Source organism: Achromobacter veterisilvae (assembly GCF_037619525.1).
Classification (GTDB): Bacteria; Pseudomonadota; Gammaproteobacteria; order Burkholderiales; family Burkholderiaceae_B; genus Achromobacter; species Achromobacter veterisilvae.
On the sequence record NZ_CP148753.1, the window covers coordinates 3,682,171 to 3,708,632 of the forward strand.

Genomic DNA, 26,462 nt, shown 5'->3' on the forward strand with positions numbered 1-26,462 from the left:
ATGCTGCTAAAGATCGACTCGATCAATACGTTCTATGGTCCCAGCCAGGCCATTCACGGCGTGTCCTTCGACATAGGCAATCGCGAGGTGGTGGCCTTGCTGGGCCGCAATGGCGCGGGCAAGTCCACGACGCTGCGGTCCATCATGGGCCTGAACCCGGTCGCGAGCGGCACGGTCGCCTTCGACGGCAAGGATATCTCGCGTCATTCGCCGCAGGCCATATCCAGGCTGGGGATCACTTTGGTTCCGGAAACCCGGGATCCCTTCGTTTTGCTGACGGTAAAAGAGAACATCATGCTGGGGTATCGCCCAGGGTCTCCCTACACGCTGGACCGGCTGATGGATCTGTTTCCGTTATTGGAAGAGCTGCTCAAGAAGAAAGGCGGCGAGCTGTCCGGCGGGCAGCAGCAGATGATGGTAATGGCGCGCGGCCTGGCCATGGGGCCGCGCGTGCTGTTGCTGGACGAACCCTCGCAGGGCCTGGCGCCCATCATGGTGAAAGCCGTAGCCAACGTGTTGAAGCAACTGAAGGGTGAAGACTTGACCCTGTTGCTGGTCGAACAGAACCTGAACATGGCGCTCGAGATCGCCGACCGCGTCGTCGTGTTGGAAAACGGCTGCGTGGCCGACACCTTTACCAGCGAGGAGGGCCGATCGAACCCCGGCCGCCTTGAGCAATATCTTGCCGTGCACTGAGCGCCGCTCACGGCGACTGTACTCACATCGAACCGATGAATACACCTATCATGCATCCTCCTATCTTGGGCTACGTCACGCCGCTCAGCGCGCAACCCGGCCAGACCTTGTCGTTTCGCATCAGTTCGGCAGGCAACCGGCCGTTTACCGCGCGTGTGCTGCGCATCCATTGCGCCGACCCCAATCCCGACGGGCCCGGCATGCAGCTTGAGCCGGTCGACTTCGCGTTGCAAGCCGGTTATGCGGGGCGCGAGCAGGCGGTCCACCCGGGGGCGTGTGCGCTGGCCGTGTTCAATCCCGCCGCCCAGAACAATGCGGAGCACATCGAGCTACGCATGTTGACCAGGCCAACGCTGGTTCAAGGCGGCCCGCAGGTGTTGGCCAGCCTGCAGGATGCGTCGGCGGCACGCGGCGTGGCGTTGGCCGTGGATGATGGCGAATGGGTCATTCTGGCGCTTCAGGAAAAAGGGGCGGCGCCTGTCGCGCTGCGTACCGGCCTGCGCGCCACGCAGGATCGCTGGCAATCGGTGTCGTTAAGCCTCGCACTGGCCGAGCAACGCCTGACGCTACGTGTAGGGCCCGTGTTCACCGGCACCCCAGGGGCCGGGCCGGCACTGCCCGCGCAAGAGGCGGTGCTGGATGCCGACGCGGCTCGATCCGGCTGGCAGCCATTTACCCATCTTTGCCTGGGCGCAGTGTGGCAAGAAGGCCATCCCAGCCAGGGATATAACGGGCTGATCGAAGCGCCTGCACTGTATGCCGGCGGGCAGGCGCTGGCGCAATGGAATCTGGCCGATGCCATGCAGGAATCGTCCGTGCCCGGCGAGCAGTCCGGCATGCCCGCGCTGACGCTGGTCAACACGCCGGTGCGCGCGGTCCGGTCGTCGCGCTGGTCCGGCCTGAATCTGAACTGGAAGGAAGCGCCGGACGAGTATGCCGCCATGTACTTTCACGCCGACGCGCTGACCGATTGCGGTTGGGCGGAGAGCGTCAGCCTGCGCATTCCGCCGGGGACGCAATCCGGCGTGTATGGATTGGAAGTCGTGCACCCCGAGGGCAGCGACACGATCCCGTTCTACGTGACGCCCGCCCCGGATGGGCCCCGCGCGCGCGTGTTGTTCCTGGCGCCGACCCTGACCTACCAGGCCTATGCGAACCACGCCCGAGGCAACTACGCAGGCCAGTTGGCCGAACGCATCGCGCAGTGGGGAGCCTATCCGCACAACCCCGACGTGGTGACGCAGTTCGGTGCGTCCACCTATAACCGGCACAAAGACATGGCGGGCATCAGCCTGTCGTCGCGCCTGCGCCCGATATTGACGATGCGCCCGGGCTATCTGACGTTCCCGGATCCCAACGGGTCCGGCCTGAGGCACTTTCCAGCGGATTCGCACCTGACGCACTGGCTGCGCGAAAAAGGGTTCGACTATGACGTGATTACCGACGAGGACTTGGACGACCAGGGCCTGGACGTCTTGCGCCCCTACGACGTGGTGCTGACCGGCTCGCACCCGGAATACCACACGCGCCGCATGATCGAAGCCCTGGTGGCATACCGCGAAGGTGGCGGATATCTGATGTATCTGGGCGCCAACGGCTTTTACTGGAAGATCGCCCGCCCTGCGGCGGCCCCCCATCTGCTGGAAATCCGGCGCGCCGAAGGCGGCATCCGCGCGTGGGCCAGCGAACCGGGCGAGTACTACCACCAGTTGGACGGCGGCTACGGCGGCATGTGGCGGCGCAACGGCATTGCGCCGCAATGTGTGGGTGGCGTGGGCTTTGCCGTGCAAGGCGGATTCGAGGGCGTGGGCTACCGGCGCACCCCGGAGTCCTACGATCCGGACGTAGCCTGGTTGTTCCAGGGCGTGGAAGGAGAGACCTACGGCGATTTCGGCCTGTCCGGCGGCGGCGCGGCCGGGTTCGAGCTGGACCAGGTCGTGCCGGAGCTGGGTTCGCCCGCGTACCTGAAGATCGTCGGCATTTCGGACGGCCATGGACCTAGCTTTAGAATAGCGCCCGAAGAGATCCTGACGTGGACCATCGCCGCGTCGATTCCTCGCAAGTACGAAGGCGTGCACGCCCATATGGCAGTCGGTGTGGCCGAGCAGGGCGGCGGACTGTTTGCCGTGGGCTCGATTACCTTCCTGGGAAGCTTGTTGCACAACGGGTGCAACAACAATGTCTCGCACATCGTCGAAAACTGCTTGCGTCATTTCCTGTCGATCTCGTTGGCGAAGCGCGGCGCCGACAGTGCACCTCTTTGATCGGAAAACCAGAAGGCGTGAAAAAGAAAGCTCCAACACAGAAAGACGTGGCCAGGTTCGCGGGCGTGTCCCAGGCCGCCGTGTCCCGGTTCATTTCGGGCAAGGGCGCCATTTCGCAAGAAGTCCGCGAGAAGATCCTGAAGGTCGTCGATCTGGTCGACTACCAGCCCAACCCGCTGGCCCGCGGCTTGAGCAGCGGCAAGTTCAACATCATTGCCATCGTCATGGCCAACATTACCAATCCCTGGTATCCGGTCGTGCTGGAGCTGATCACGCGGGAACTGCATCGGCGGGGATTGCAGACGCTGCTGTTCAACGCCACGCCGCCGCAAACGGTCGACGACCTGATGCCGCTGGTGCTGCAGTACCGCGTGCGGGGCGTCATCATCACGACCGCGTCACTGACGACCCTGGGCGCCGATTTGTGCGTCAAGCAGGGCGTGCCCGTGGTCATGTTCAACCGGTATGCGCAAACCGGCAACGGACATTCCGTGTCCACCGACAACATCGGCGGCGGCCGGCTGGCCGCCGACGTGCTGCTGGAATCCGGCAGCAAAGTACTGGGCTATCTGGGCGGCATGCCGTCGGTGTCCACCAATCGGGATCGGCGCACCGGCTTCCTGGAGCGCCTGGCCGAATTGGGCATGACCGCGGTGCCCGTGCTGGAAAAAGAATTTACCTATGCCTGGGGCTACGAGGCCGCTCAGATGCTGATGGCGCGCCACCCCGACATCGATGCGCTGTTCTGCGCCGACGATGAAATCGCCTCGGGCGCCATCGACGCGCTGCGCTTCGCCTTGGGCAAGCGCGTTCCGGAAGACGTGCGGGTATTCGGCTTTGACGATCATCCGGTTGCCTCGAACGCCGCCTACCAGATGACCACGATACGTCAGCCCGTCGAAGACATGATCACCGCGGCCATAGAACTGCTGCTGCAGGACAGCGGCAAGAACGAGCGCCGCCTGCTGCCCGGACAACTGATCTACCGAAATTCCACGCCGGAGAAGCGCTGATCCGTCGTCCCTGGCGCCATGTTGTTGATTACCAAGAGGAATTCATGGCTGCGCGTAAGCGCGAGCGAGGAAAAATGCATACCTATAGCCGCGTGCCCGCAGAGGCCAGATTCTGTCCGGCCATGCTGTTCATCAGAAACCAGCGCGGCAGCCACAACAAGGATGCAACCGTGCTGATGAAAGATGCGCAGCTTGGCGCCTCGGTGCTTGCCGAGTTCCTGTGTTCGACGTTTGATCAAGATTTACGCGGTTGAAACATGCATTTGGTCGTTCAGCGAAACACGCCGCTTTCGGACGGCGAAGCCGCGCGCATCGGCGCGCTGTTTCAGGCCGTGGAGGGCTGCCGTATCCATGACGGCGGTCTGCGTTACACCCTGGCGGCTGCGGCAAGCCGGGAGGCCATTCACGAGCTGGGGCGCAAGCACGGATTGGATACCGCGGTCATCGAGTCTTTCCGGCGCCTGTCCGATTTCAAGTTGATGGTGTTCGATATGGATTCGACCTTGATCAATATCGAATGCATAGATGAACTGGCGGATCTGGTCGGCAGGAAGCGCGAAGTCGCCCGGTTGACCGAGCAGGCCATGCAATCCGGCGCCGTTGACTATGACACCAGCCTGCGCATGCGCACGCGGCTGCTGGCCGGCTTGCCGGTCGACACGTTTGAAAGCCTGTATGCCGAGCGGGTGCGCATCACGCCCGGCGCGCCGGCCCTGATCGCCGCCGCCAGGCAGGCCGGCCTGAGGACCGCCATCGTCTCCGGTGGCTTCGACTATTTCACGGGGCGCGTGCGCGCCGAACTGGGCCTGGACGCCGACCTGTCGAATCATCTGGAAGTGAAGGACGGGCGCCTGACCGGGGAACTGCTGGGCACATTGATCAATGCCGACGTCAAGGCCGGGCACGTCGCGCGCATGTGCCGCGAGCTGGGCGTGCCCACGTCGGACGCGATCGTGGTGGGCGACGGCGCCAATGACCTGAAGATGATGGCCTTGGCCGGCCTGTCGGTCGGCTACCGTCCCAAACCGGTGGTGCGCGCAACGGTCAATGTGGTCATCGATCAACTCGGGCTGGATTCTTTGCTGAACGTGCTGGGCGCCTCTTCGGCCGGGCCGGATCGGAGGTAGGGTTCATTGCCTTGATGAGCCCGCGTCCGCGGGAGGCGAACAATCCCGCCTGGGCCCACGGAGGGCCAAGTATCATGGGGGTCATGCAGGATGAGCCGCCAGGAAATCACATGGAAATCAGGGATGACGCCCGGTAATTCCCGAGTCCAACGCTTCCCGTTGAACGACCGGGGCCGTGATTTTGCCGTGGGCGACATCCATGGCCATTTCAGCCGGGTCGATGCGGCGCTGGCTGCCGTCAGGTTTGCGCCCGATCGCGACAGATTGTTCTCCGTCGGGGACCTCGTAGACCGTGGGCCGGAGTCTCGCGATGTTCTGGCGTGGCTGGATCGTCCCTGGTTTCATGCCATCCGCGGCAATCACGATCTGATGACGCTGCGGCGGGCGATGAGCGACCCGCTTCCGGACATAGACCATCGTGCTCACGGTGGCGAGTGGCTGGATGCCTGCGACAGCGGCACCCAGGCGCGCATCGCTGCGTGTTTGCATGCCTTGCCGCTGGCTATCGAGGTGGAAACGCCGCATGGCCTCGTCGGCCTGGTGCATGCCGACTTTCCCTATGACGATTGGCAAGCCATCCACGGCGCCACCTTCAGCCCGGAGGATGAGGATGCCTGCCTATGGTCCATCGACCGCTATCGGATGCAGTATGCCCAGCCCGTCCGCAACGTGCGTGCCGTGGTCCATGGGCACATGACGCTGCGCAAGCCGGCGCAACTCGGCAACGTCTACTACATCGATACCGGGGGATGGCAGAACGGCGGCAGGTTCACGTTGCTGGATCTGCATACGCTCAAGCCTTGGTCCCGTCGATCTTGATGGGGGGCGGCTTCCGCGCCGGCGGGCGAGGGGAGGGCCCCCAGGCAGTCCCGGGTTTGCCCCGAGCCAATGAAATCGGGCGTGCAGAAACAAAAAAGCCTTGGAACACATAGTGGTTCCAAGGCTTTTCCGTCTGGAATTATGGTGGAGCGGAGGAGGATCGAACTCCCGACCTTCGCATTGCGAACGCGACGCTCTCCCAGCTGAGCTACCGCCCCAAAAGCAAGACCGCAACTATACATAAAGCCAAGCGCGGACGCAAGCGATGTCCGCGATTTTTGCTTCAGACGAATTCCAGGGTGGCGACCACGGGGGCGTGGTCAGAGGGTTGCTCGTTGCGGCGGGGTTCCTTGTCGATGGCGCAGGCGATGCAGCGCTTGACCAGCGGGGCCGACAGCAGGACGTGGTCGATGCGCAGGCCGGCGTTGCGGCGGAACGCGAACTGGCGGTAATCCCACCAACTGAAGGATTTCTCGGGCTGCTCGAACAGGCGGAACGAATCGGTCAGGCCGAGGTCGAGCAGGGCGCGGAAGGCGGCGCGCTCGGGTTCCGATACGAGCACCTGGCCTTCCCACTTTTCCGGGTTGTGCACGTCTTCGTCGGCGGGCGCCACGTTGTAGTCGCCCAGCACCGCCAGCCGCGGGTACTGCTGGATCTCTTCGGCCAGCCACTTGTGCATGGCTTCGAACCAGTCCAGCTTGTACGCGTACTTGTCCGAACCGACGGACTGGCCGTTGGGGCAATAGGCGCAGACCACCCGGACGTCGCCTTCCGGGCCGGGAAAGGTCAGCGCCAGCACGCGCTGCTGCGGGTCTTCGTAGCCCGGGATGTTGCGTTCCATGGAGGTGCCGGGAACGCGCGAGACGATGGCGACGCCGTTGTACGTTTTCTGGCCGGCCCAGACGGCGTGGTAGCCGGCCTCGGTGAAGGCGGCTTCGGGGAACTTGTCGTCCGTGAGCTTGAGTTCCTGGATGCACAGCACGTCGACGGGATTGGCGGCGAGCCAGTCCAGTACTTGCGGCAGGCGCACGTTCAGGGAGTTCACGTTCCAGGTGGCTAATTTCATGTTTCGCGTAGACCGTTCATTGATGCGGCTTTCTGCGGGGCCGCCATTCAAGACCCCGGATCAGCCGCTAATCCGGCGATGCAGGCCGGGTGTTTTCGGCGGTCGCCGGGGATAGGGACAGATGATACCGCGGCCTTGCGGCCTGTCTTCGCGCGCCTCGCGCGGCGGACGCATTGGCGAATGCTCATTGCCCCGCTTAGCGTCCATTGGAAGAAATTGCCGCAATTACACGGTGGCGACAGGTTCGGCGCGAGCATCGTCGCTGGCGGGCACCGCATGCAATCGCAGCCCGAGGGCACGCGACACTTTGAGAATCGTGGAAAAATCGGGCGAGCGCTCTCCGGACAACGCCTTGTACAGGCTTTCGCGCGACAGGCCTGCATCCTTCGCTACCTGCGTCATGCCCTTGGCGCGCGCGATATCGCCCAGCGCCTTGGCGATGAAAGCGGCATCGCCATCGCTTTCTTCTATGCAGGCGTCGAGGTACAGGGCCATTTCTTCAGGCGTGCGCAGGCGTTCCGCAACGTCGTACTCATGTGTGTTCAGTTTCGTCATGATTCGCTCCGGTAGCTGCGCGGGCAGTGTCGTTTGATCATCGGGCTTTTGGGTTACGGATGGCGTGCCCTTCACAGTTGATTCACGAGCTCGTACGCCAAGGCGATATCCCGTTGTTGGCTGGACTTGTCTCCTCCGATCAGGAGAAGGACGATAGTCCTGTCCTCGCGTTCCGTGTAGTAGACGCGGTACCCAGGCCCCACGTCGATACGCAATTCAGAAACGCCATTTTTCAAATTGCGATGATCCCCAGGGTTCCCATGGGCCAAACGTTGTATACGTGCCTGGATCCGCGCGCGGCCTGCAAGGTCCTTCAGGCTCGCTTCGAACGCGTCATAGACGTTCGTGCTGCGGATGGCTTTGACTTTCATATGGATATATCAAGATATGTCTCCACGCGAAAAACCCGCATTATGATTGTAGCCTAGCGGCTACGTTTTACCAAGCCTCATACCTCTTCCTGAGAGGAGCATGTCGGTTCAGGCCTCGGTGCGCTTGGAATTAATCGCCTGCGTTCATGCGGCTGTCGGGCAAGTTGAGGTGCGGCGCCTCTCCAGCCAGCGTCCCGCCCGATATGTGAGCAGGTATGTCCCGGCGTGCGCCCGCTTCCATTCGAAGCCCAAAATCCGATCAATATACAAAATGTTCGATTTTCTCGGCATTACTAATACTTAAAGGTTCAATCAATGGATACGCTCCTAACCGTTCCCTGAACGGAGAGCGGCATGAAAGGCCTTGATTTGGAAACGGTTTCTCCCGGTGTCCCGATAGTCGGCTGGCTGCTGGACGGGCCGCAGCCCGAATTCACCGACGTGGTCAGCGTCGCGCGCCGGTGGATGTCGGACGGTCAGCGCGTCACGGAAGTGATACGCGCGGAGGACTGGCGGAGGATGCCGATGGCGGATCCGGGCCGGCACATGATGCGCGCCTGCGGCCTCGCGGGCCGGCGTTGAGGGGCGGGGAAGCGGGCATGAGAACGGGAACGATCAGGCTGAACGGCTATCGGCTCGAATACGAGCTGCGGCCGCTTGCGGCCCGCACGGGCTACGAGGCCTGGGTGCGGACCGCGCCCCACCATGAATGGACCCGCATCGGGGTGGGCGATTCGACGTTCGTCAGCGAGGATGCCGCGCTCAAGGGCATCCGGTACGCCGCCGGCGAGATCAGCGCCCGCCGGCTTCAGGCATAGCGGCGCGGCTCAGCCTTTCACCAATCCGCCGTCCACGATCAGGTTCTGGCCGGTCACGGCCCGCGACCAGGGGCTGGCGAAGAACAGCACGGCGTCGGCGAACTGCGCGGGCGTGGTGACTTCGCGCAGCGGCGTGCCGGCGGCGATCATGTCGAACACCGCATCCGGCGTGGCGGCCGAGGCGTCGGTGGTGCGCAGCAGGCCGCCCGAGACCATATTGACCGTGATGCCGTCCGCGCCCAGTTCGTGCGACAGGGTGCGGGTGAAGGCCAGCAGCGCGGCCTTGGCGGCGGTGTAGTCGTGGTACGGCACGACCGGGTTCTGGACCAGGTTGGTGCCCACGTTGACGATGCGTCCGCCGCCGGCGGCGCGCATGCCGGGCAGGACGGCCTGGGTGGTGTTCAGCGCGGCGCGCACGCTGCCTTCGATCTGCGCATTCATCTGGGCCCAGTCCAGCGTGTCGGCGTGCGGCCGCGCGTCGCCATTGAACTGGAAGGAGGGCAGGGCGTTGTTGACCACCGTGCTGACGGGCTGGCCGAAGTGTTCGCTGGCCTGCGCCACCATGGCGGCGACGGCCGCCGCGTTGCGCACGTCGGCCCGCAGCGCCAGCGCTTGGCCGGGCGCGTCCGCGGCCAGCGCCTGCGCGCGTTCGGCGCTGTTCAGGTAGTTGACGACGACCTTGGCGCCTTCCCGCAGGAAGGCCCGCGCGATGGCGGCGCCCAGGCCGCGGCTGGCGCCGGTGACGATGACGAGTTGCTGGTCGAGATTCAGTGCGGGGCGTTGCGATGACATGGGTAGAGGGTTTCCTGCTCAGTGTTCCGGGCCGCTGTTCAACATGCGGCTGCGGGCTTTTTCGATATGGGCGCGCATGACGTTGCGCGCGCCTTCGGCGTCCTGTTCCTGGATCAGCCGGTAGATGTGGCGGTGCTCGTCGATGGCGGCGCGGGTGCGTTTCCAGGGTTCGCTGTGGACCAGGTGGCGCATGACGTTGACTGCGTGGCTGACGTCGTACTCCAGCGATTTCAGCACCTGCACGAAGCGCTGGTTGCCGGTGGCCGCGGCGACGGCGCGATGGAATCCGTAGTCGTGGTGGTGGGCGATGGCGCCGGACGCGTCGGCCTCTTCGTAGCCCGTCAGCATGCGGTCCATTTCGCGCAGGTCGTCGTCGGTGCGGCGCAGGGCGGCCAGGTAGGCGCATTCGGGCTCGATCACCATGCGCAGCTCCAGGCCTTCCAGGATGTGGCCGACCCGGCGCGCCGGGTCCACCGCGGGCATGCCGCCCATCAGGTCGGGCTTGGCGCGCACATACGAACCCGAGCCCCGGATGGAATCCACCAATTGGTCTTCGCGCAGGCGGTCCAGCGCCTGCCGCACCACCGGGCGCGACACCTCGAAGAGCGCCGCCAGTTCCAGCTCGGTGGGCAGCTTGCTGCCGGGCGCGATCTTGCCGGTGGCGATCGCGTAGAACAGGCTTTCGTACACGCGTTCGGCGAAGCGTTCCGCGCGCACGTAGCCCAGGCCGGACGCCACTTCCGCCAGCACGTCCAGTTCGGGGCGGGGGCGGTTCGCGGCTTCCAGCAGCGATGCCAGTTGCGGGTCACGCACATTGCTCATCGGCGCGCTCCTGTTTCAGTAGGGCCGGGCTTGTCAGTCGCCATGATAAGTCCGTTGCGGCGTTAAGCCGCTGAATTATTAGGGATAACCCGGGGTGATAGGGAAATATCCTGACCCTTGGGACAAAAGCTGTCAATTCAATTGACAAGTTATCGGCGGCTCCCGTAACTTGGTCCGATCGCGCAACGCACTTTTCCGCAACCGGCCGTCCGGCCGCTACTTTACTCCGCACATCGTGACTCAGAAGAACTTTATCGCCAACCAATGGGTGGCCGCCGCCGCCGGTGAAACCATTCCCGTCCTGAACCCGTCCGATGGCAAGCCGTTCGAGGCGATCGCGCGTTCCGGCCAGGCCGACGTGGACCGCGCCGTGACGGCGGCCCGCGAGGCTTACGAAGGCGAGTGGGGCCAGATGGCGCCCGCCGCGCGCAGCCGCCTGCTCATGAAAATCGCCTTCGCGCTGCTGGACCGCCAGGAAGAGCTGGCGCAACTGGAATCGGCCGACACCGGCAAGCCCATCAAGCAGGCGCGCGCCGACGCCGCCGCCGTGGCGCGCTATTTCGAGTTCTATGCCGGCGCGGTCGACAAGCTGCATGGCGAGACCATTCCCTACAACCCGGGCTTCACGGTGCTGACGGTGCGCGAACCGCACGGCGTCACCGGCCATATCGTGCCCTGGAACTACCCCTTGCAGATCTTCGGCCGCAGCGTGGGCGCGGCGCTGGCCGCCGGCAACGCCTGCGTGGTCAAGCCCGCCGAAGACGCCTGCCTGTCGCTTCTGAAGCTGGCGGAGATCGCCGCCGAAACGGGCCTGCCCGCCGGCGCCCTGAACATCTGCACCGGCTACGGACATGAGGCCGGCGCGGCGCTGTCCGCGCATCCGGGCATCGACCACATCTCGTTCACCGGTTCGCCGCAGACGGGCAAGATGGTCGCGCACGCCGCCGCCGAAAACCATGTGCCGGTCACGCTGGAACTGGGCGGCAAGTCGCCCCAGATCGTGTTCGACGATGCCGACCTGGACGCCGCCCTGCCGGTGCTGCTGGCCGCCATCATCCAGAACGCGGGCCAGACGTGCTCCGCCGGCAGCCGCGTGCTGATCCAGCGCGGCGTCTATGAAACCGTGCTCAAGCGCCTGTCGGACGCGTTCTCGGCCACGGTCACCGGCCCGGCCGCGGCCGACCTCGACGTCGGCCCCCTGATCAACGCCCGCCAGCAGGACCGCGTGCGCGGCTTCCTGGCCGAAGCGGAAGGCGCCGGCATGAAGGTCGCCGCCCGCGGCAAGCTCAAGGAAGGCACGCCCGAGGCCGGCTTCTACCAGCCGCCGGTGCTGTTCCGCGACGTTCCGTCCGACAGCCGCCTGGCGCAGGAAGAAGTCTTCGGCCCGGTGCTGGCCGCCATGGTGTTCGACACCGAGGAAGAGGCGCTGGAAATCGCCAACGGCACGCTGTACGGCCTGGTGGCGGGCGTCTGGACCCGCGACGGCGGCCGCCAGTTGCGCCTGGCCCGCAAGCTGCGGGCCGGCCAGGTCTTCATCAACAACTACGGCGCCGGCGGTGGCGTGGAACTGCCGTTCGGCGGTTCGCGCCAGTCGGGCTACGGCCGCGAGAAGGGCTTCGAGGCCCTGTACGGCTTCACCACGCTGAAGACCATCGCCATCAAGCACTGAGCCTCTCCGGCTCGGGAAGACGCCGCGGCGGACCCTGGCAAAATATCGGTTAACGTTGATGTTTTGCTTGCAAGGGCCGCCGCGCCCGCTTCCAGGATTCCCATGTTCACAGGTATTGTCCAAGGCACCGCGAAGATCGCGAAGATCTCCGACCGCGAGGGCCTTCGCACGTTTACGCTCGATTTTCCGCCCGGATTCTGCGTGGATCTGGCGGTGGGCGCCAGCGTGTCGACCGACGGCGTCTGCCTCACGGTCACCGAACTGCTGGGCGAGAACCGGGCCACGTTCGACGTGATGCGGCAAAGCCTGGCCATCACCACGCTGGGCGGCTACCGGGAAGGCGACCGCGCCAACGTCGAACGCGCGGCCAAGGACGGCGCCGAAATCGGCGGCCATCCGCTGTCCGGCCACGTGGACTTCACCTCCGAGGTCCTGATGGTGAAGTCCTCGGACACCAACCGCCTGATGCGCTTCAGCATCCCCCCGGATTTCCGCAAGTACGTGTTCGCCAAGGGCTACATCGCCATCAACGGCGCCAGCCTCACCGTGTCGGAAGTCAACCGCGCGGAAGGCTGGTTCGAAGTGTGGCTGATCCCCGAGACCCGCCGCATGACGGTCTTCGAAGACAAGCAGGCGGGCGATTCCGTCAACATCGAGATCGAGCGCAGCACGCAGGTGGTGGTCGACACCGTGCGCGAAACCGTCCAGGAAAGCCTGGGCAGGCTGCAGCCGCTGCTGGAAGCCATCCTGAAGGAAAAGGGGCTGACGCTGGAGGATTTCGTCAGTCCGCAAGGCAAGTTGAAATAGCGGCCGCCGCCGGGCGGCTCAATACGAGAACGCCCGGCCCAGCGGCCTGGTCCGCATGCCCGGCTGCAGCCGGGTCCAGGGCAGATCCGCGGGGTCGGCCTGCATGGGGCCGGGCGCCTTGGCCACCAGCACCTCGTGCGCGATGGGCTGGAAGTCCGCGCGGAAGTGCACGGAACTCTTCACGACCAGGATGCCCATTTCCTCGGGCTGCACGCCGCCGACGCGGAACAGGTTGCGGTCCAGCATCTGCGACTTGGTGGCGCTGACCACGACCCGCACCCCGCCGATCCGCAGGCCGGCCACCGCGCCCAGATCCACGTCCATGCCGTTCATCATCGGCCCGTCGAAGCGCAGCTTGCCGGGCGACAGCGTTTCGACCGTGAACTCGCCTTCGAACGCGGCGTCGCCCGCGACGCCGGATTGGCCTCCCAGCTTCAGCCGGACCTTGCTGCCGATGCCGGCCTCGCTGGCCAGGCGCACCGCCTCCGGGTCGTAGAACAGCCCGAGCGCGGCATTCTGCGCATCGGCCTCGACCAGCGCGCGCAGCATGCCCGTGGTGTTGGCGTCGCCGCCGGCGCCCGGGTTGTCCTGCGTGTCCGCGATCACCACGGGGCGCGCCGCGCCCGCCGCCAGCGCCTGGGCGCGGCGCACGGCCTCGGCGGGCTCCAGGAAATCGGGCGACCACTGCGGTTCCAGTTCCAGCACGCGCTGGTAGAGGGTTTCGGTCACGCGCTCGACCGCCGCGGCGTCGGTGCCGTAGGCCCATACCACCGGCCCGCATTCGGGGAAGTCCGCGGCGGGAAAGCCCGGAGCGAACGAGATCGACGCCACGCCGGGCGTGCGTTCCAGTTGCACCAGCAGTTCGTACACGCCGCGCGACGGCTCCAGCATCGTGCACATGCCGTTGATCGGAATCAGGAAGGGCAGGCGGCGCTCGCTGCGGCTCCAGCCGCCGCCCGCGGCGTTGCGGGCCTGAAGCAGCCGTGCGGCGTGTTCGCCGGTGTCCGCCATGTCCACGTGCGGATAGGTGCGGAACGCGGCCAGGCCGTCGGCCGCCCGCAGCATCTGCGCGGTGACGTTGGCGTGCAGGTCCAGGCTGGCGATCACCGGCACGTCCGGCCCGACGATCTGGCGCATGCGCGCCAGCAGTTCGCCTTCGCCGTCGTCCAGGTGCTGGGCGACCATCGCGCCGTGCAGGTCCAGGTAGACGGCGTCATAGGTCCCGGCGCGCGCGGCGTCCAGGATTTCGCCGGCGATCCGCTCGTAGGCGTCGCGGGTGACGTGGGCCGAGGGGCTGGCGCCCGCCCAGATCACGGTCTGGACGGTGTGGCCCTGGGCCAGCGCCGCGTTGATGAAGCCGCCGGCGGGAATGTTGACTTCGCGCAGCGCCAGCATGCCCTCGCCGCGCACCATGGCCGGGAAGCCCTCGCCGCGGACGAAGTTCTCGTACGCCGCCAGGGACGGCGCGAAAGTGTTGGTTTCGTGCTGGAAGCCAGCAACCAGAATATGCATGATGGGTTTCCTGTGGGTTTGGAGGTCCGGCGCGGGCCGGTGGCCGCCGCTCCCTTCAGGTACTGGGAAGGGACTCCGCCCAGAATACCGTGTATCCGGCCCACAGGAACCCGGCAGCCGGCGCAATCGCGGTCAGGGAAAGCGCGAATTGCGGCGGCCAGCCACAACAGGGACGGGCGCCTAGAACGTGCCCCAGTTCTGGTCCCCGGCGTTGCGCGCGGCCACGCCGCCCAGCGCCAGCGCGCTTTCCCGCGGGGCCTTGCCGCGGCGTCCGCCGGTGCCGGCGGCGATGGCATCCGCGGGCGGCGCGGGGCGCTTGTCCACGTGATGGGCGGGGACGTCGATGACGTCCGGGGCATTGACCTTGAACACGCTGACCGCCTTGCGCAGGCCCTGCGCCTGTTCCTCCAGCGATCCGGACGCGGCCGCGGCCTGTTCGACCAGCGCGGCGTTCTGCTGGGTCACTTCGTCCATCTGGGCGACCGCCCGGTTGACCTGGTCGATGCCGGAGGCCTGTTCCTCGGACGCGGCGGTGATCTCGCCCATGATGTCGGCCACGCGGGTAACGGACCTGACGATGTCCTGCATGGTGGAGCCGGCCCGCTCGACCTGGCCCGAGCCCGCCTCCACGGCGGCGGCCGAGTCGGTGATCAGCCGCTTGATTTCCTTGGCGGCCTGGGCGCTGCTCTGCGCCAGCGAGCGCACCTCGCCGGCGACCACGGCGAAGCCCTTGCCCTGGTCGCCGGCCCGGGCGGCCTCGACGGCGGCGTTGAGCGCCAGGATGTTGGTCTGGAAGGCGATGCCGTCGATGACCGACACGATTTCCACGATCTTGCTGGAACTGGCGGTGATGTTCTGCATGGTGTGGACGACTTCCGCCACCGCGGCGCTGCCGCGTTCGGCCACTTCGGAGGCGTCGGCCGCAAGCTGGTTCGCCTGGCGCGCGTTGTCGGCGTTCTGCTTGACGGTGGCGGCGATCTGTTCCATGGAGGCGGCGGTTTCCTCCAGGGAGGCGGCCTGTTCCTCGGTGCGGCTGGACAAGTCGTGGTTGCCGCTGGCGATCTGGTGGGCGCCGACGGTGATCTCTTCCACGCCCCGATGGACGGCCGAAACCGTGCGCGTCAGGCTGTCCTGCATGCGCTTGATGGCGGCGAACATCAAGCCGATTTCGTTGGCGTTGCGGACGTCGACCCGGCCGGTGAAGTCCCCTTCGGCGATTCTTTCGAAGCAGGCGCCGGCCTCGTGGAGGGGGCGCAGCACCACGCTGCGCAGGAACACCCACGCGGCCAGGGTCAGCGCCAGGGAAACCGCGATCATCGCAATGGCGATGGCGCGGGCGCGTTCGTGGTCGACGCGGGCGTCGTCGACCATGGCGTTGGTGGCCCTGTCGATGAAATCCAGGAAGCTCATGGCGGCTTCGTTGAACGTCAGCGTCACGCTGCGCGATTCCGCCGCCTGCGCGCGGAAGGCCTCGGTGTCCCGCGCGGCAAGCGCGCGCACCTGGGCATCGATCGCGCGGCGGTAGGACGCGGCGGCCTTCTCCAGTTCGGCGACGTGGGCGGCGGTGCCGTCCAGGTGCGGCGCGCGGATGAACGCGTCCAGGCGCTTGCTGGCTTCGGATTGCAGTTCGGTGGCGAGCTTCAGTTCCTCGTCGGCCTCTTTCTGCCGCTGTAGCTGCTGGTCCATGAAGGTGTTGGCGAGCAGCAGGCGCGCGCGCAGGAACAACAGGTAGGCGCCGTTGAGTTCGCTGGCCTGCAGCGAATAGGACTCATTGACCTGAGCCAGGTTGCGGTTGCTGGCATTAAGACTCAGCCATGATGTGCCGTTGGACACGAGCATGGCGCCAGACAGCAGGAACAGCAAAGCGAGTACGCAGGTGCGCACCTTGAGGTCACGGAACATCGGATTTCCTTTAGGGGAGGGCAGGCGCGGCGCTGCCGGCGCCTGCGAGGGAATGCCGGCGAGGCGTCGCCGGCGCGTCACACATGCGAGCGCGGGCGCACCTTTTCCCACACGTCCGCGGGAATCAGCGCGGAAAGCCATTCCTGGCGCTGGCGCAGGGCGTCGTCGTGCTGGGGCGTGCCCAGCGCCTGCGCGAAATCGCCTTCGATGGAGCCGCCCAGCGACTGTTCGATCCGGCCCTGAAGCTCCGGCATGCCGTAGAGCGCGCCGTGCACGCCGATGACGACGGTGCGCAGGGCCTCCAGTTGCGCGTGGCTGAGCGCGACCGCGTTGGCGAGCTTGCGGACGGTGTCCGCCAGGGTGAGTAGAAGATCGCGTTCATTGATTTCCATGGCGCCGTCCCCTCCGTATGCCGACGGCCGGCCATGAGCCAGCGTCTTGCAGCAGCAAATTTAGTAAATCGTTGAAAAGAGTTGAAATGTTGCTGCATCTCCCGCGGCCCCGGGATAAGAATTTTCTGGAAATTCAGGGACGGGCAGGGAATAGAATGGATCCACTTCCGGAGGTATCCATGTCGGCCGTATCCGATATCAAACTGCGCCCGCTGGAGCGCGGCGACCTGCACTTCGTGCACAAGATCAACAATAACGACGTCATCATGCGCTACTGGTTCGAAGAGCCCTACGAGGCCTACGACGAACTGGTCGCCCTGTACGACCGCCACCTGCATGACCAGAACGAGCGGCGCTTCATCATCGAGCACGACACCGGCCAGCCCGCCGGCCTGGTCGAACTGGTCGAGATCGACTACATCCACCGCCGCGCGGAATTCCAGATCATCATCGCGCCCAGCTACCAGGGCCGGGGCTACGCCAAGGCGGCGACCCGCATCGCGGTCGGCTACGCCTTCCGCGTGCTGAACCTGCACAAGGTCTACCTGGTGGTGGATAAAGAGAACAGCGCCGCCGTGCACGTCTACGAGCGCTGCGGCTTCCGGATCGAGGGCCTGCTCAAGGAAGAGTTCTTTTCCAACGGCGCCTATCGCGACGCCTACCGCATGGCGCTGTTGCAGAAGGACCATCTGCGCGACGTCGGCCCCGGCGCGCCGGACGCGCCCGTGCTGCGCGACTGGCCGCAGGAAGAGCAGGCGGGCTGAAGCCCGCCGGCCCTGGTGCTTTACTGCGCGCCGGCGGGGTGCGCGGCCGGGGCCGCCCGCAGCAGCCGCAGGCCGTTGGCCACCACCAGCAGGCTGGCGCCCACGTCGGCGAACACCGCCATCCACAGCGTCGCGTTGCCCGTCATGGCCAGCGCCAGGAACACCGCCTTGATGCCCAGCGCCAGCACGATGTTCTGCATCAGCACGCGGTGCGTGGCGCGCGACAGGCGCAGGAAAGTGCCGATCTTGCGCAGGTCGTCGTCCATCAGGGCCACGTCGGCCGTTTCGATGGCGGTGCCGGTGCCGGCCGCGCCCATGGCGAAGCCGATATCGGCGCGGGCCAGCGCGGGCGCGTCGTTGATGCCGTCGCCCACCATGCCGACGCGGCCGTCGCGCGCCAGCTTGCTTTCGATGGCGGCCAGCTTGTCTTCGGGCAACTGGTCGCCGCGGGCTTCGTCGATGCCGACCTGGCGCGCGATGGCCTGCGCCGTGTGCGTGTTGTCGCCCGTCAGCATCAGCGTGCGCACGCCCAGGGCGTGCAGGTCCGCGATGGCGGCGGCGCTGGTGGGCTTGACGGTGTCGGCCACGGCGGCCAGCGCCAGCACGCGGCTGCCGTCGGTCAGCGCGATGACGCTCTTGCCCTGGCGTTCCAGTTCGTCCATGCGCGCTTCCAGTCCGGGGCTGGACACGCCCGCTTCGCGCATCAGGCGAAGGTTGCCTAGCTGGAAGTTCACGCCGTCGATGGCGCCGGACACGCCGCGGCCGGGCAGGGCGGCGAAATCGGCGACGTCCAGCAGGTTCTTGCCGGCGTCGCGCGCCGCGGCGGCGACGGCCAGGGAGACCGGGTGGTCGGAACGCGCGGCCAGGCTGGCGGCGACCAGCGCGGCCGGCTGGCGGCTCGAATCGGACGTTTCCCAGTCCTGCATGTCGGTCTGCACCGGCTTGCCGTGGGTGAGCGTGCCGGTCTTGTCCAGCGCCAGCCATTTCAGGTTGCGGCCTTCTTCCAGATAGACGCCGCCCTTGACCAGGACGCCGCGCCGCGAGGCCGCCGTCAGGCCGCTGACGATGCTGACCGGCGTGGAAATCACCAGCGCGCAGGGGCAGGCGATGATGAGCAGCGCCAGCGCGCGATAGATGGCGTCGAACCAGGGCTGGCCCCACAGCAGCGGCGGCGCCACGGCGACCAGCACGGCCACGGCGACCACGGCCGGGGTGTAGATGCGCGAGAAGCGGTCGATGAAGCGCTGGGTCGGCGCGCGGGCGCCCTGAGCCTGTTCCACCGCGTGGATGATGCGCGCCAGCGTGGTGTTGCCCGCCGCCGCGGTAACGCGGTATTCGAAGGAGCCGGAGGCGTTCACGGTGGCGGCGTAGACCGGATCGTCCTGCGCCTTTTCGACGGGCAGGCTTTCGCCGGTGATGGGGGACTGGTCCACGGCCGAACTGCCGCTGACGATGATGCCGTCGGCCGCGATGCGTTCGCCCGGCCGCACCCGCACGATGTCGCCCACGCGCAATCCGGCGGCGGGCATTTCGGCCCAGCCGCCGTCCGCCTGGCGCACCGTCGCCGTTTCCGGCGCCAGGTCGAGCAGGCCGCGGATGGCGTGGCGCGCGCGGTCCAGCGACCGCGCTTCGATGAGTTCGGCCACGTTGAACAGGAACATCACCATGGCCGCTTCCGGCCACTGGCCGATCAGCACGGCGCCGGTCACGGCGATGCTCATCAGCGCGTTGATGTTGAGGTTGCCGTTGCGCACGGCGATCCAGCCCTTGCGGTAGGTGCTGACGCCGCAGGCCAGGATGGCGGCCACGGCCAGGGCCGCGGTCGCGCCCAGCGGCCAGCCCGCGAAATGCGATAGCTCGGCCAGGGCCGCCAGCACGCCCGCGCCGCCGATCAGCCACCAGTTCACGCGCGCGGCCGCGGGTGCCGGCCCGCGAGGCGAGCCTTCGGCCAGGGGTTCCGGCGTCATGTCCAGCGACCGGATGGCGGCCATGATGCGGTCCAGCGCGCCTTCGGCGTGCACCACCGTCAGGACGCGCTGCATCAGGTTGAAGTCCAGCGCGTGCACGCCGTCCAGATCGCCCAGCTTCTTGCGGATCAGCGTTTCCTCGGTCGGGCAGTCCATCTGGCCGATGCGCAGGCGGGCCAGCGACTGGCCCGGGCCGGCGCTCAGCGCCGCCGCGCCGGCGTCGGACACCGTGAACGGCTGGGCGGCATGGTCGTGGCCGCAGCAGGCGGCCGCGGCTTGGGCGTGTTCCCCATGGCCGTGGCCCGAGTGGCCGTGCCCTGAATGGTCCTGCGCCTTGCCGTCGCGCCCGCAGCAGGCGGCGCCGTGGTCGGCGGACGCGTGTTCATGTTGTTTGACCGGAGGTAAAGACATCGTCCTCTGCCTTGAAATATGCTGGTGATGCTATTGGACACCTTGGAGTTACTATAGGGTCAACCCCCAATATCAATCGGATTCGATCCGGGAGGCAACGATGCGTATCGGCGAATTGGCCACGGCGACCGGCACCACGGTCGAAACTGTCAGGTACTACGAGAAGGAAGGGCTGCTGCCCGCGCCGGAACGGGGACTGAACAACTACCGCAGCTATGGACAGCCTCATCTGGAGCGGTTGCGCCTGATCCGCAACTGCCGGGCGCTGGACATGACGCAGGACGAAATCCGCGCCATTCTGTCCCTGGCGGACAACCACCAGACGGGTTGCGGCCCCATTAACGAACTGTTCGACGAACACATCTCCCACGTGGACGAGCGCATCGCCGAACTCACGCAATTGAAGGCCCAACTGACCGACCTGCGGCAGCGCTGCCTGTCGGCGCAGCCCGACGCGGAGAACTGCGGCATCCTGCACGGCCTGAACGAGATGCAGGTCGAAGAGCGCCACGAACGGCACACGCATCTGGGCTGAAGCCGTCCGGATGCCCTTGCTGCGCGCCGGGGGATCGGGCCCCCGGCCGCGGCCATCGCGTAATATGAGAATATGTTTCTTTCCTATTTGCGCAGGAATCCATGACCCTTACCCAGACCGCCACGCCGCTGCATGCGCTGATTTCCCGCCGTTCCTTCAAGTTCCTCCGCGCCCCGGCGCCCAAGCCCGAGGAACTCGAACAGATCCTGCAGGCCGCCATGTCGGCGCCGGACCATGGCGCCTTGCGCCCGTGGCGGTTCGTGGTGATCCAGGGCGAGGCCATCGGCAAGCTGGCCGATCTGGCGCTGGACGCGGTCAAGCGCAGCGGCGACCCGCGCATGACGCCCGAAAAGGAAAAGTCCGTGCGCGAATGGATGGCAAGCGTGCCGCTGTTCGTCGCGGTGGCGCAGAAGATCGCGCACGACAACACCAAGATCCCCGAGCAGGAGCAGTTGCTGGCCACCGGCGCGGCCACCATGAACCTGCTGAACGCCGTGCACATGCTGGGCTACGCCGCGTTCTGGAGCACAGGCGTCGGCACCTACGTGGAAGACGTGCAGAACGCGCTCGGCCTGGACGCCCTGGATTACCGCTTCCTGGGCTTCCTGGCCATTGGCACGCCGGCTTGCGCGGTGCCGCAGGCCAAGCGCCCGGATTTCCGGGAATTCGTCACGGAGTGGAATGGGCCGGCCTGAGCGGCGCTGTGGTTCCCGTGTCTGACACCCGTACGAGATGCGCATGGCCAGAGGCGGTGCGGCCGGGTGTCTGACACCGAAGCGTTGTGCTCTTCTGCTGGTGTCAGACACCCGGCACCGTCTGCTTCAGCCGGACGGACGTTTCGTACGGGTGTCAGACACTGGGGCCATTGGCACGCCGGCTTGCGCGGTGCCGCAGGCCAGGCGCCCGGATTTCCGGGAATTCGTCACGGAATGGAATGGGCCGGCCTGAGCGGCGCTGTGGTTCCCGTGTCTGACACCCGTACGAGATGCGCATGGCCAGAGGCGGTGCGGCCGGGTGTCTGACACCGAAGCGTTGTGCTCTTTTGTTGGTGTCAGACACCCGGCACCGGCTGCTTCAGCCGGACGGACGTTTCGTACGGGTGTCAGACACTGGGGCGCGGCTTGCGCGGCGCTGTAGTCCCCGTGTCTGACACCCGTACGAGATGCGCATGGCCAGCGGCGGTGCGGCCGGGTGTCTGACACCGAAGCGTTGTGCTCTTTTGTTGGTGTCAGACACCCGGCACCGTCTGCTTCAGCCGGACGGACATTTCGTACGGGTGTCAGACACTGGGGCCATTGGCACGCCGGCTTGCGCGGTGCCGCAGGCCAGGCGCCCGGATTTCCGGGAATTCGTCACGGAATGGAATGGGCCGGCCTGAGCGGCGCTGTGGTTCCCGTGTCTGACACCCGTACGAGATGCGCATGGCCAGCGGCGGTGCGGCCGGGTGTCTGACACCGAAGCGTTGTGCTCTTTTGTTGGTGTCAGACACCCGGCACCGTCTGCTTCAGCCGGACGGACATTTCGTACGGGTGTCAGACACAGAACATTTCGTACGGGTGTCAGACACAGAACATCTCAGGCGTCAGTGTTGGGCGTCTGCCCCAGTTCGGGGGCGTTGGCCACCAGCATCCGGCTGAGCAGCCGCGCCAGGGTGTCGCGCTCTTGCGGCGTGAACATGGCGAGCAGGTCTTGTTCAGCCTGCGCGTGCGCGGGCATGGCTTTGTCGGCCAGATGCTTGCCTTTGGTGGTCAGCGTGACCAGCACGCCGCGGCGGTCGGCCTTGTCGACCTCGCGGCGCACCAGGCCCTGGCTTTCCAGCCGCTTGAGAATGTTGGACAGGCCGCCCGAACTGCACAGCAGCCGCGCCTGCAATTGCGAAGGCGCCAGGCAGTAGGGCGCGCCGTCCACCCGCAAGGTGGTCAGCACCGCGTACTCGATGTACTTCAGGCCGTAGGGCTCCTGCGACGCGTTGATGGCGCGCAGCACCACTTCCTCTAGCCGGATCAGCCGGCCCACGACTTCCTTGCCCGAACTGTCGATGTCCGGCCGTTCGCGCCGCCACTGCGCGATGCCGCGGCCGATGAGATCGTCGTCGGGATTCAGGTGCGAATAGGGCGTGGCGGCGTCGGCCGCCGCTTGCGTCGGGTTGTCGCGATGCGTCATGGATGCGTCCGGGATCGCCGGGTCTGTCCTGTCTGGAGAAGCATTTAACGCATTCCCGACGGTCTTTGCAAGCAGCGTGAAAACCCTCATTGATTATATCTTTTCAAAAAGATAAATTTCCGAAAAGCACCAAATTCCAGGGGTTTCGCTTGACGGTTTTGTCAAAGTGGAAGCTCCGGCCCATCTTCCCGCGAGGAGGTTTCATGGACGTCAGGATTTCCAAGGCGCTTGCGTGCGCCGCCGTGGTCGGCATGTTCAGTTGGGGCGGCACGGCGCTCGCGGCCGACCTGGTGGTGGGTCTTTTCGGCGGTTCGTTCCTGGACGCCTCGCGCGAATGCCAGATCAAGGCCTTTGAAGAAAAAACCGGCGCCCGGGTGCGCACCAAGCTGGGCAGTTCGGCCCAGTTCGCGGCTGCGGTCCGCGCTACTGGCGGCAAGTCCGACTTCGATGTGGTGTACCTCGACAATTCCCTTGCCACCCAGCTCAGGAACGAGAAACTGCTCGAACCCATCGACCGCGCGCGCCTCGCCAATGCGAAAGCGGTGTCGCCGTCGGCCTTCGACGGCGATTCTCCTTCCTATGTAAGCTTCATGACGGGCTCCACGGTCATCGTCTACGACACGACGCAGGTCAAGACGCCGCCCAAGTCCTGGAAAGACCTTGCCGACCCTGCATACGACGGCAAGCTGGCGATCGGCGACATCAGCGGCACGGCCGGTTCGCAATTTTTGCTGGCGCTGAACCGGATGCACGGAGGCACGCTCGACAACCTGGACCCGGGTTTCGCCGCCATCGCACCGCTGGCGAAGGCGTCGGCGCTGCTGTACACGCAGGCCGACCAGATCGTGTCCCTGTTCGAGCGCAAGGAAATCGCGGTGGCGGTCTGGTATTCGGACCGCGCCGGGTCGGCCATAGACAGCGGCCTGCCATTGGCGGTGGTCTACCCCGAAGAGGGCGCGGTGGGCATCCTGCCCTCGGTAGCAATTCCCAAGGGCAGCAAGAATCCCGAATTGGCCACGCAGTACATCGACGCGCTGCTGTCCAAAGAGGTGCAGACCTGCTTCGCCGAGAAAAAATACGCGGGCCCGGTCAACACCGAGGTCCGGCTGTCGGAGAAGGCGTCGCGGATCGTGGCGGTAGGCAAGCACTTCGACGAGCTGTGGCTGCCCGATCCGGCGGCGGTGGCGCGGGGCATGCCGGCCTGGGTCGGCCGCTGGCAGCGCGAGGTCGCGCGCTGAGGCGCCGGCATACGGGACATCATCATGCCTGCATTGACACTGGAGCGCCTGGAAAAGCGCTATGAGGGGCACACGGCCGCCGCCGGCGTATCGCTGTCCGTGAAGGACGGGGAGTTCGTGTCGCTGCTGGGGCCCTCGGGCTGCGGCAAGACCACGGTGCTGCGCATGGTGGCCGGACTGATCGCGCCGACCAGCGGCCGCATCCTGGTCGACGACCGCGACATCACCCGCCTGCCGCCCAACCGGCGCCAGGTAGGGCTGGTGTTCCAGTCGTACGCGCTGTTTCCCCACATGACGGTCTTCGAAAACGTGGCCTTCGGGTTGCGCCGCCAAGGCATCGATGGGGCGTCCTTGCGGGCGCGGGTCGAGCAGGCCCTGGCCAGCGTGCGTCTGTCGGGCCTGGGCGAGCGCATGCCCAGGCAGCTCTCGGGCGGCCAGCAGCAGCGCGTGGCGGTGGCGCGTTCGATCGCGCCGCGCCCGAGCATCCTGCTGTTCGACGAGCCGCTGTCCAATCTGGACGCGGTGCTGCGCGACGAAATGCAGATAGAACTCAAGCGCCTGCAGCGCGAGGTCGGCATTACGACGTTGTTCGTCACGCACGATCAGACCGAAGCCATGAGCATGTCCGACCGGGTCTGCGTGCTGGCCGGGGGCGTGGTGCAGCAGTTCGACACGCCCGAGGCCATTTACCACCGTCCGGCCACCGGCTTCGTGGCCGGTTTCATCGGGCGGCCCAATCGGCTCCAGGGCCGCCTGGCGATGGACGGCGACGGCCCGCAGGCGGAACTGCAGGGCGGGCACCGCCTGCCGGTGGAACGCGTCGCCGGCCTGGCCGCGGGCGACGCGCTGGACGTGGTGCTGCGCCAGGAAGACCTCTCCATACAGCCCTTGAAGGACGCCGCCGGCGCGGGCCTGCCGGGCACGATCGCGCTGCGCTCGTTCGTGGGCGCGCGGGTCCAGTACGTGGTGGCGCTGAAAGGGGGCGGGGAACTCATCGCCGATACGCCCACCAACGGTCCGCAGTCCGGCCTGGCGGCGGGCGACGAGGTATGGCTGGGGGTGCGGCCGCGGCACGTATACGCCACGCGCCGCGCAGGCGCGGAGGCCGCGGCATGAGCCGGCGGCCGGCGGGCGCGCTGCTCGCGTCGCCTTTGCTGCTGGTGCTGCTGCTGGCCTTCGTCGGGCCCGCGCTGTTCATGCTGCCGTTGAGTTTTCGCGAATATGTGCCGGGTTCCGGCATCGGCGCGGGCTACACGCTGGGCAACTACACCCGGCTGGCCACGGATCCGTTCTACCGCGAAGTGATCCTGCGCAGCCTGGGGCTGGGTTTGAGCGTCACGGTACTCTGCCTGCTTCTCGGCTATCCGCTGGCCTGGGTCATCGCGCATGCGCGGCCGCGCCTGAAACTGGCGCTGACGCTGCTGGTCATCTTCCCCATGCTGCTCAATCTGGTCGTGCGGTCTTTCGGCTGGATCGCGCTGTTGTCCAATCGCGGCCTGCTGAACAATGCGCTGATGGACCTGGGACTGATCGAGCGCCCGCTCAAGCTCATGTTCAACCTGACCGGCGTGCTGGTGGGCATGGCCCACATTTTCCTGCCGTTCATGGTGCTGATGCTGGTCCCCGTGATCCAGGCCGTGCCGCGGGACCTGCGGGACGCGGCCTACACGTTGCAGGCCGGCAGGCTGCGCACCTTTCTGTCAGTGACGCTGCCCCTGACGGCGCACGGCATCCTGGCCGGATCCATCATGGTGTTCGTGTTGACGATCAGCGCGCTGGTCACGCCGCGCATGCTGGGCGGGCCGACCTACAAGGTCATGGCCACCATGATCTACGACGATTTCCTGCTGACCCTGGACTGGCCGTCGGGCGCGGCGATGGCATTCACGCTGACGGCGTTGACGCTGGCGGTGATCGGCGTATCCAGCCGGGTATTGAAGCGCTGGGGAGGCGAACAATGAGCGAACGCCGCGCGAGCGGGCCGGTGCTGACCGGCATCGCCTTCCTGGTCGTGCTGTTCCTGCAGGTGCCGGTGCTGGTGGTGGTGCTCGCCGCCTTCAGCGACACGGCCTACCTGACCCTGCCGCCGAAGGGCCTGACCCTGAAATGGTTTGCCGCGGCCCTGAACGATCCCGACTACCTGGAGGCCGCCTGGACCAGCCTGTGGCTGGCGGCCGGCTCGACCGCGGCGTCGCTGATGCTCGGACTGGCGGGCGCTTGCGCCATCCAGCGCCGCATGGTGCCCGGAGCCGCCTGGCTGAACGCGCTGTTCATGGCGCCGCTGATCCTGCCTTCGGTGGTGCTGGGGGTGGCGCTATTGCAGTATTACGCGGCCGCGGGGCTGCGCGGCAGCAGCGTCGGCCTGTGGCTGGCCCACGTGGTCATCACCGCGCCCTACGTGGTGCGCGCCAGCCTCGCCAGCCTGGCGTCGGCGGACGAAGCCTTGGAGGACGCGGCATGCGTGCTCGGCGCCGGGCGCCTGGAAGCGTTCCGCCTGGTGACGCTGCCGCTGCTCAAACCGGGCCTGGTGGCCGGCGGCCTGTTCGCCTTCATCACCTCGCTCGACAACGTGCCGGTGTCGGTGTTCCTGCTGTCCGCCAGCCAGAACACCCTGCCGGTCAAGATTTTCACGTCGGTGGAGCAAGGCGTGGACCCGTCCGTGGCGGCGGTTTCCGCGCTGCTCATCCTGGTGACGGGCATTGCCCTGGTGCTCGCCGAGCGCTGGACGGGTTTTCACAAGCATGTGTAACGCAAGGAGC

The 26,462-nt window shown here is 66.4% G+C and carries 27 protein-coding genes, 1 tRNA gene and 2 pseudogenes; 19 read left to right on the top strand and 11 right to left on the bottom strand.

From position 1 onward, the window contains the following. From WHX56_RS17135 to WHX56_RS17160, 6 genes are all read left to right on the top strand, one after another. A complete protein-coding gene (locus WHX56_RS17135) occupies positions 1–696 on the top strand; it encodes an ABC transporter ATP-binding protein (RefSeq protein WP_287755007.1) in 696 nt (231 codons plus the stop codon). Between the two features lie 65 nt (positions 697–761). Further along, complete coding sequence (locus WHX56_RS17140; protein WP_338878471.1) at positions 762–2,960, top strand: N,N-dimethylformamidase beta subunit family domain-containing protein; 2,199 nt, start codon at positions 762–764, stop codon at positions 2,958–2,960. A gap of 17 nt (positions 2,961–2,977) precedes the next feature. Next, the gene (locus WHX56_RS17145; RefSeq protein ID WP_129242054.1) at positions 2,978–3,973 is read left to right on the top strand and encodes a LacI family DNA-binding transcriptional regulator; all 996 of its coding nucleotides are present in this window, start codon (positions 2,978–2,980) and stop codon (positions 3,971–3,973) included. 44 nt (positions 3,974–4,017) lie between these two features. Then, positions 4,018–4,227: a hypothetical protein gene (locus WHX56_RS17150; RefSeq protein ID WP_338878472.1), complete on the top strand. Its 210-nt coding sequence runs from the start codon at positions 4,018–4,020 to the stop codon at positions 4,225–4,227. Positions 4,228–4,230: 3 nt separating this feature from the next. Further along, positions 4,231–5,100, top strand: coding sequence for a phosphoserine phosphatase SerB (gene serB / locus WHX56_RS17155; RefSeq protein WP_338878473.1), 870 nt, complete (start codon positions 4,231–4,233; stop codon positions 5,098–5,100). A 123-nt stretch (positions 5,101–5,223) separates the two neighbouring features. Further along, the gene (locus tag WHX56_RS17160) at positions 5,224–5,919 is read left to right on the top strand and encodes a metallophosphoesterase (RefSeq protein WP_338878474.1); all 696 of its coding nucleotides are present in this window, start codon (positions 5,224–5,226) and stop codon (positions 5,917–5,919) included. 142 nt (positions 5,920–6,061) lie between these two features. Here the strand turns inward: WHX56_RS17160 and WHX56_RS17165 are convergent. The 4 genes from WHX56_RS17165 to WHX56_RS17180 all read right to left on the bottom strand — a co-directional run bounded on the left by WHX56_RS17165 (position 6,062) and on the right by WHX56_RS17180 (position 7,911). After that, positions 6,062–6,137, bottom strand: a tRNA-Ala gene (locus tag WHX56_RS17165). 65 nt (positions 6,138–6,202) lie between these two features. Further along, a complete protein-coding gene (xth, locus tag WHX56_RS17170; RefSeq protein ID WP_129242050.1) occupies positions 6,203–6,985 on the bottom strand; it encodes an exodeoxyribonuclease III in 783 nt (260 codons plus the stop codon). 225 nt (positions 6,986–7,210) lie between these two features. After that, complete coding sequence (locus WHX56_RS17175) at positions 7,211–7,540, bottom strand: addiction module antidote protein (RefSeq protein ID WP_287754999.1); 330 nt, start codon at positions 7,538–7,540, stop codon at positions 7,211–7,213. Between the two features lie 71 nt (positions 7,541–7,611). Then, a complete protein-coding gene (locus WHX56_RS17180; protein ID WP_287754997.1) occupies positions 7,612–7,911 on the bottom strand; it encodes a type II toxin-antitoxin system RelE/ParE family toxin in 300 nt (99 codons plus the stop codon). 354 nt (positions 7,912–8,265) lie between these two features. Here WHX56_RS17180 and WHX56_RS17185 point away from each other — a divergent pair, with 354 nt between their 5' ends. Beyond that, on the top strand, positions 8,266–8,493 hold the full coding sequence (locus tag WHX56_RS17185) for a hypothetical protein (RefSeq protein ID WP_338878475.1): 228 nt from the start codon (positions 8,266–8,268) through the stop codon (positions 8,491–8,493). Positions 8,494–8,510: 17 nt separating this feature from the next. Continuing rightward, on the top strand, positions 8,511–8,729 hold the full coding sequence (locus WHX56_RS17190; protein WP_129242048.1) for a hypothetical protein: 219 nt from the start codon (positions 8,511–8,513) through the stop codon (positions 8,727–8,729). Between the two features lie 9 nt (positions 8,730–8,738). On the opposite strand, the gene WHX56_RS17195 is transcribed toward WHX56_RS17190, so the two are convergent. Together WHX56_RS17195 and WHX56_RS17200 are read right to left on the bottom strand one after the other, a co-directional pair. Beyond that, entirely contained in the window at positions 8,739–9,521 is a 783-nt protein-coding gene (locus WHX56_RS17195) for a 3-oxoacyl-ACP reductase (RefSeq protein ID WP_338878476.1), read from the bottom strand. Positions 9,522–9,539: 18 nt separating this feature from the next. Continuing rightward, positions 9,540–10,343, bottom strand: coding sequence for a FadR/GntR family transcriptional regulator (locus WHX56_RS17200; RefSeq protein ID WP_129242046.1), 804 nt, complete (start codon positions 10,341–10,343; stop codon positions 9,540–9,542). Between the two features lie 232 nt (positions 10,344–10,575). Between WHX56_RS17200 and WHX56_RS17205 the strand changes: the two genes are divergently transcribed. Both WHX56_RS17205 and WHX56_RS17210 read left to right on the top strand, forming a co-directional pair. Further along, complete coding sequence (locus WHX56_RS17205; RefSeq protein WP_338881794.1) at positions 10,576–12,012, top strand: aldehyde dehydrogenase family protein; 1,437 nt, start codon at positions 10,576–10,578, stop codon at positions 12,010–12,012. A 102-nt stretch (positions 12,013–12,114) separates the two neighbouring features. Beyond that, positions 12,115–12,819, top strand: coding sequence for a riboflavin synthase subunit alpha (locus WHX56_RS17210; RefSeq protein ID WP_338878477.1), 705 nt, complete (start codon positions 12,115–12,117; stop codon positions 12,817–12,819). An 18-nt stretch (positions 12,820–12,837) separates the two neighbouring features. On the opposite strand, the gene WHX56_RS17215 is transcribed toward WHX56_RS17210, so the two are convergent. The 3 genes from WHX56_RS17215 to WHX56_RS17225 form a co-directional block, all read right to left on the bottom strand. Then, positions 12,838–14,331 carry a M81 family metallopeptidase gene (locus WHX56_RS17215; protein ID WP_338878478.1) on the bottom strand — a complete coding sequence of 498 codons (1,494 nt, stop codon included), beginning with the start codon at positions 14,329–14,331 and terminating at the stop codon, positions 12,838–12,840. 180 nt (positions 14,332–14,511) lie between these two features. Next, entirely contained in the window at positions 14,512–16,233 is a 1,722-nt protein-coding gene (locus WHX56_RS17220) for a methyl-accepting chemotaxis protein (protein ID WP_338878479.1), read from the bottom strand. 77 nt (positions 16,234–16,310) lie between these two features. Further along, positions 16,311–16,625 (bottom strand): hypothetical protein, encoded by a 315-nt coding sequence (locus WHX56_RS17225; protein ID WP_129242042.1) that lies wholly within the window; start codon positions 16,623–16,625, stop codon positions 16,311–16,313. Positions 16,626–16,804: 179 nt separating this feature from the next. On the opposite strand from WHX56_RS17225, the gene speG reads away from it, so the two are divergent. Beyond that, complete coding sequence (gene speG, locus WHX56_RS17230; protein WP_129242041.1) at positions 16,805–17,389, top strand: spermidine N1-acetyltransferase; 585 nt, start codon at positions 16,805–16,807, stop codon at positions 17,387–17,389. 20 nt (positions 17,390–17,409) lie between these two features. On the opposite strand, the gene WHX56_RS17235 is transcribed toward speG, so the two are convergent. Beyond that, entirely contained in the window at positions 17,410–19,767 is a 2,358-nt protein-coding gene (locus WHX56_RS17235) for a heavy metal translocating P-type ATPase (RefSeq protein WP_422393598.1), read from the bottom strand. 100 nt (positions 19,768–19,867) lie between these two features. Between WHX56_RS17235 and cadR the strand changes: the two genes are divergently transcribed. The 4 genes and pseudogenes from cadR to WHX56_RS17255 form a co-directional block, all read left to right on the top strand. Continuing rightward, a complete protein-coding gene (gene cadR / locus WHX56_RS17240; protein WP_129242040.1) occupies positions 19,868–20,302 on the top strand; it encodes a Cd(II)/Pb(II)-responsive transcriptional regulator in 435 nt (144 codons plus the stop codon). Between the two features lie 101 nt (positions 20,303–20,403). Further along, positions 20,404–20,997 (top strand): nitroreductase family protein, encoded by a 594-nt coding sequence (locus WHX56_RS17245; protein ID WP_129242039.1) that lies wholly within the window; start codon positions 20,404–20,406, stop codon positions 20,995–20,997. A gap of 166 nt (positions 20,998–21,163) precedes the next feature. Continuing rightward, positions 21,164–21,250: pseudogene (locus tag WHX56_RS17250) on the top strand (nitroreductase); the annotation flags it as partial. 343 nt (positions 21,251–21,593) lie between these two features. Beyond that, positions 21,594–21,680, top strand: a pseudogene (locus WHX56_RS17255) (nitroreductase); the annotation flags it as partial. Positions 21,681–21,877: 197 nt separating this feature from the next. Here the strand turns inward: WHX56_RS17255 and WHX56_RS17260 are convergent. Beyond that, positions 21,878–22,465 (bottom strand): MarR family winged helix-turn-helix transcriptional regulator, encoded by a 588-nt coding sequence (locus WHX56_RS17260; protein WP_129242038.1) that lies wholly within the window; start codon positions 22,463–22,465, stop codon positions 21,878–21,880. Positions 22,466–22,668: 203 nt separating this feature from the next. Between WHX56_RS17260 and WHX56_RS17265 the strand changes: the two genes are divergently transcribed. From WHX56_RS17265 to WHX56_RS17280, 4 genes are read left to right on the top strand one after another with little or no spacing between them, the layout of a single operon-like run. Continuing rightward, a complete protein-coding gene (locus WHX56_RS17265) occupies positions 22,669–23,703 on the top strand; it encodes an ABC transporter substrate-binding protein (RefSeq protein ID WP_338878480.1) in 1,035 nt (344 codons plus the stop codon). Positions 23,704–23,727: 24 nt separating this feature from the next. Beyond that, positions 23,728–24,819: an ABC transporter ATP-binding protein gene (locus tag WHX56_RS17270; RefSeq protein WP_287755796.1), complete on the top strand. Its 1,092-nt coding sequence runs from the start codon at positions 23,728–23,730 to the stop codon at positions 24,817–24,819. After that, complete coding sequence (locus WHX56_RS17275) at positions 24,816–25,664, top strand: ABC transporter permease (RefSeq protein ID WP_129242035.1); 849 nt, start codon at positions 24,816–24,818, stop codon at positions 25,662–25,664. Before WHX56_RS17270 ends, WHX56_RS17275 begins: the two co-directional genes overlap by 4 nt. Next, on the top strand, positions 25,661–26,452 hold the full coding sequence (locus WHX56_RS17280; RefSeq protein WP_129242034.1) for an ABC transporter permease: 792 nt from the start codon (positions 25,661–25,663) through the stop codon (positions 26,450–26,452). The genes WHX56_RS17275 and WHX56_RS17280 overlap by 4 nt, the downstream gene beginning before the upstream one ends. Positions 26,453–26,462 lie beyond the last annotated feature (10 nt).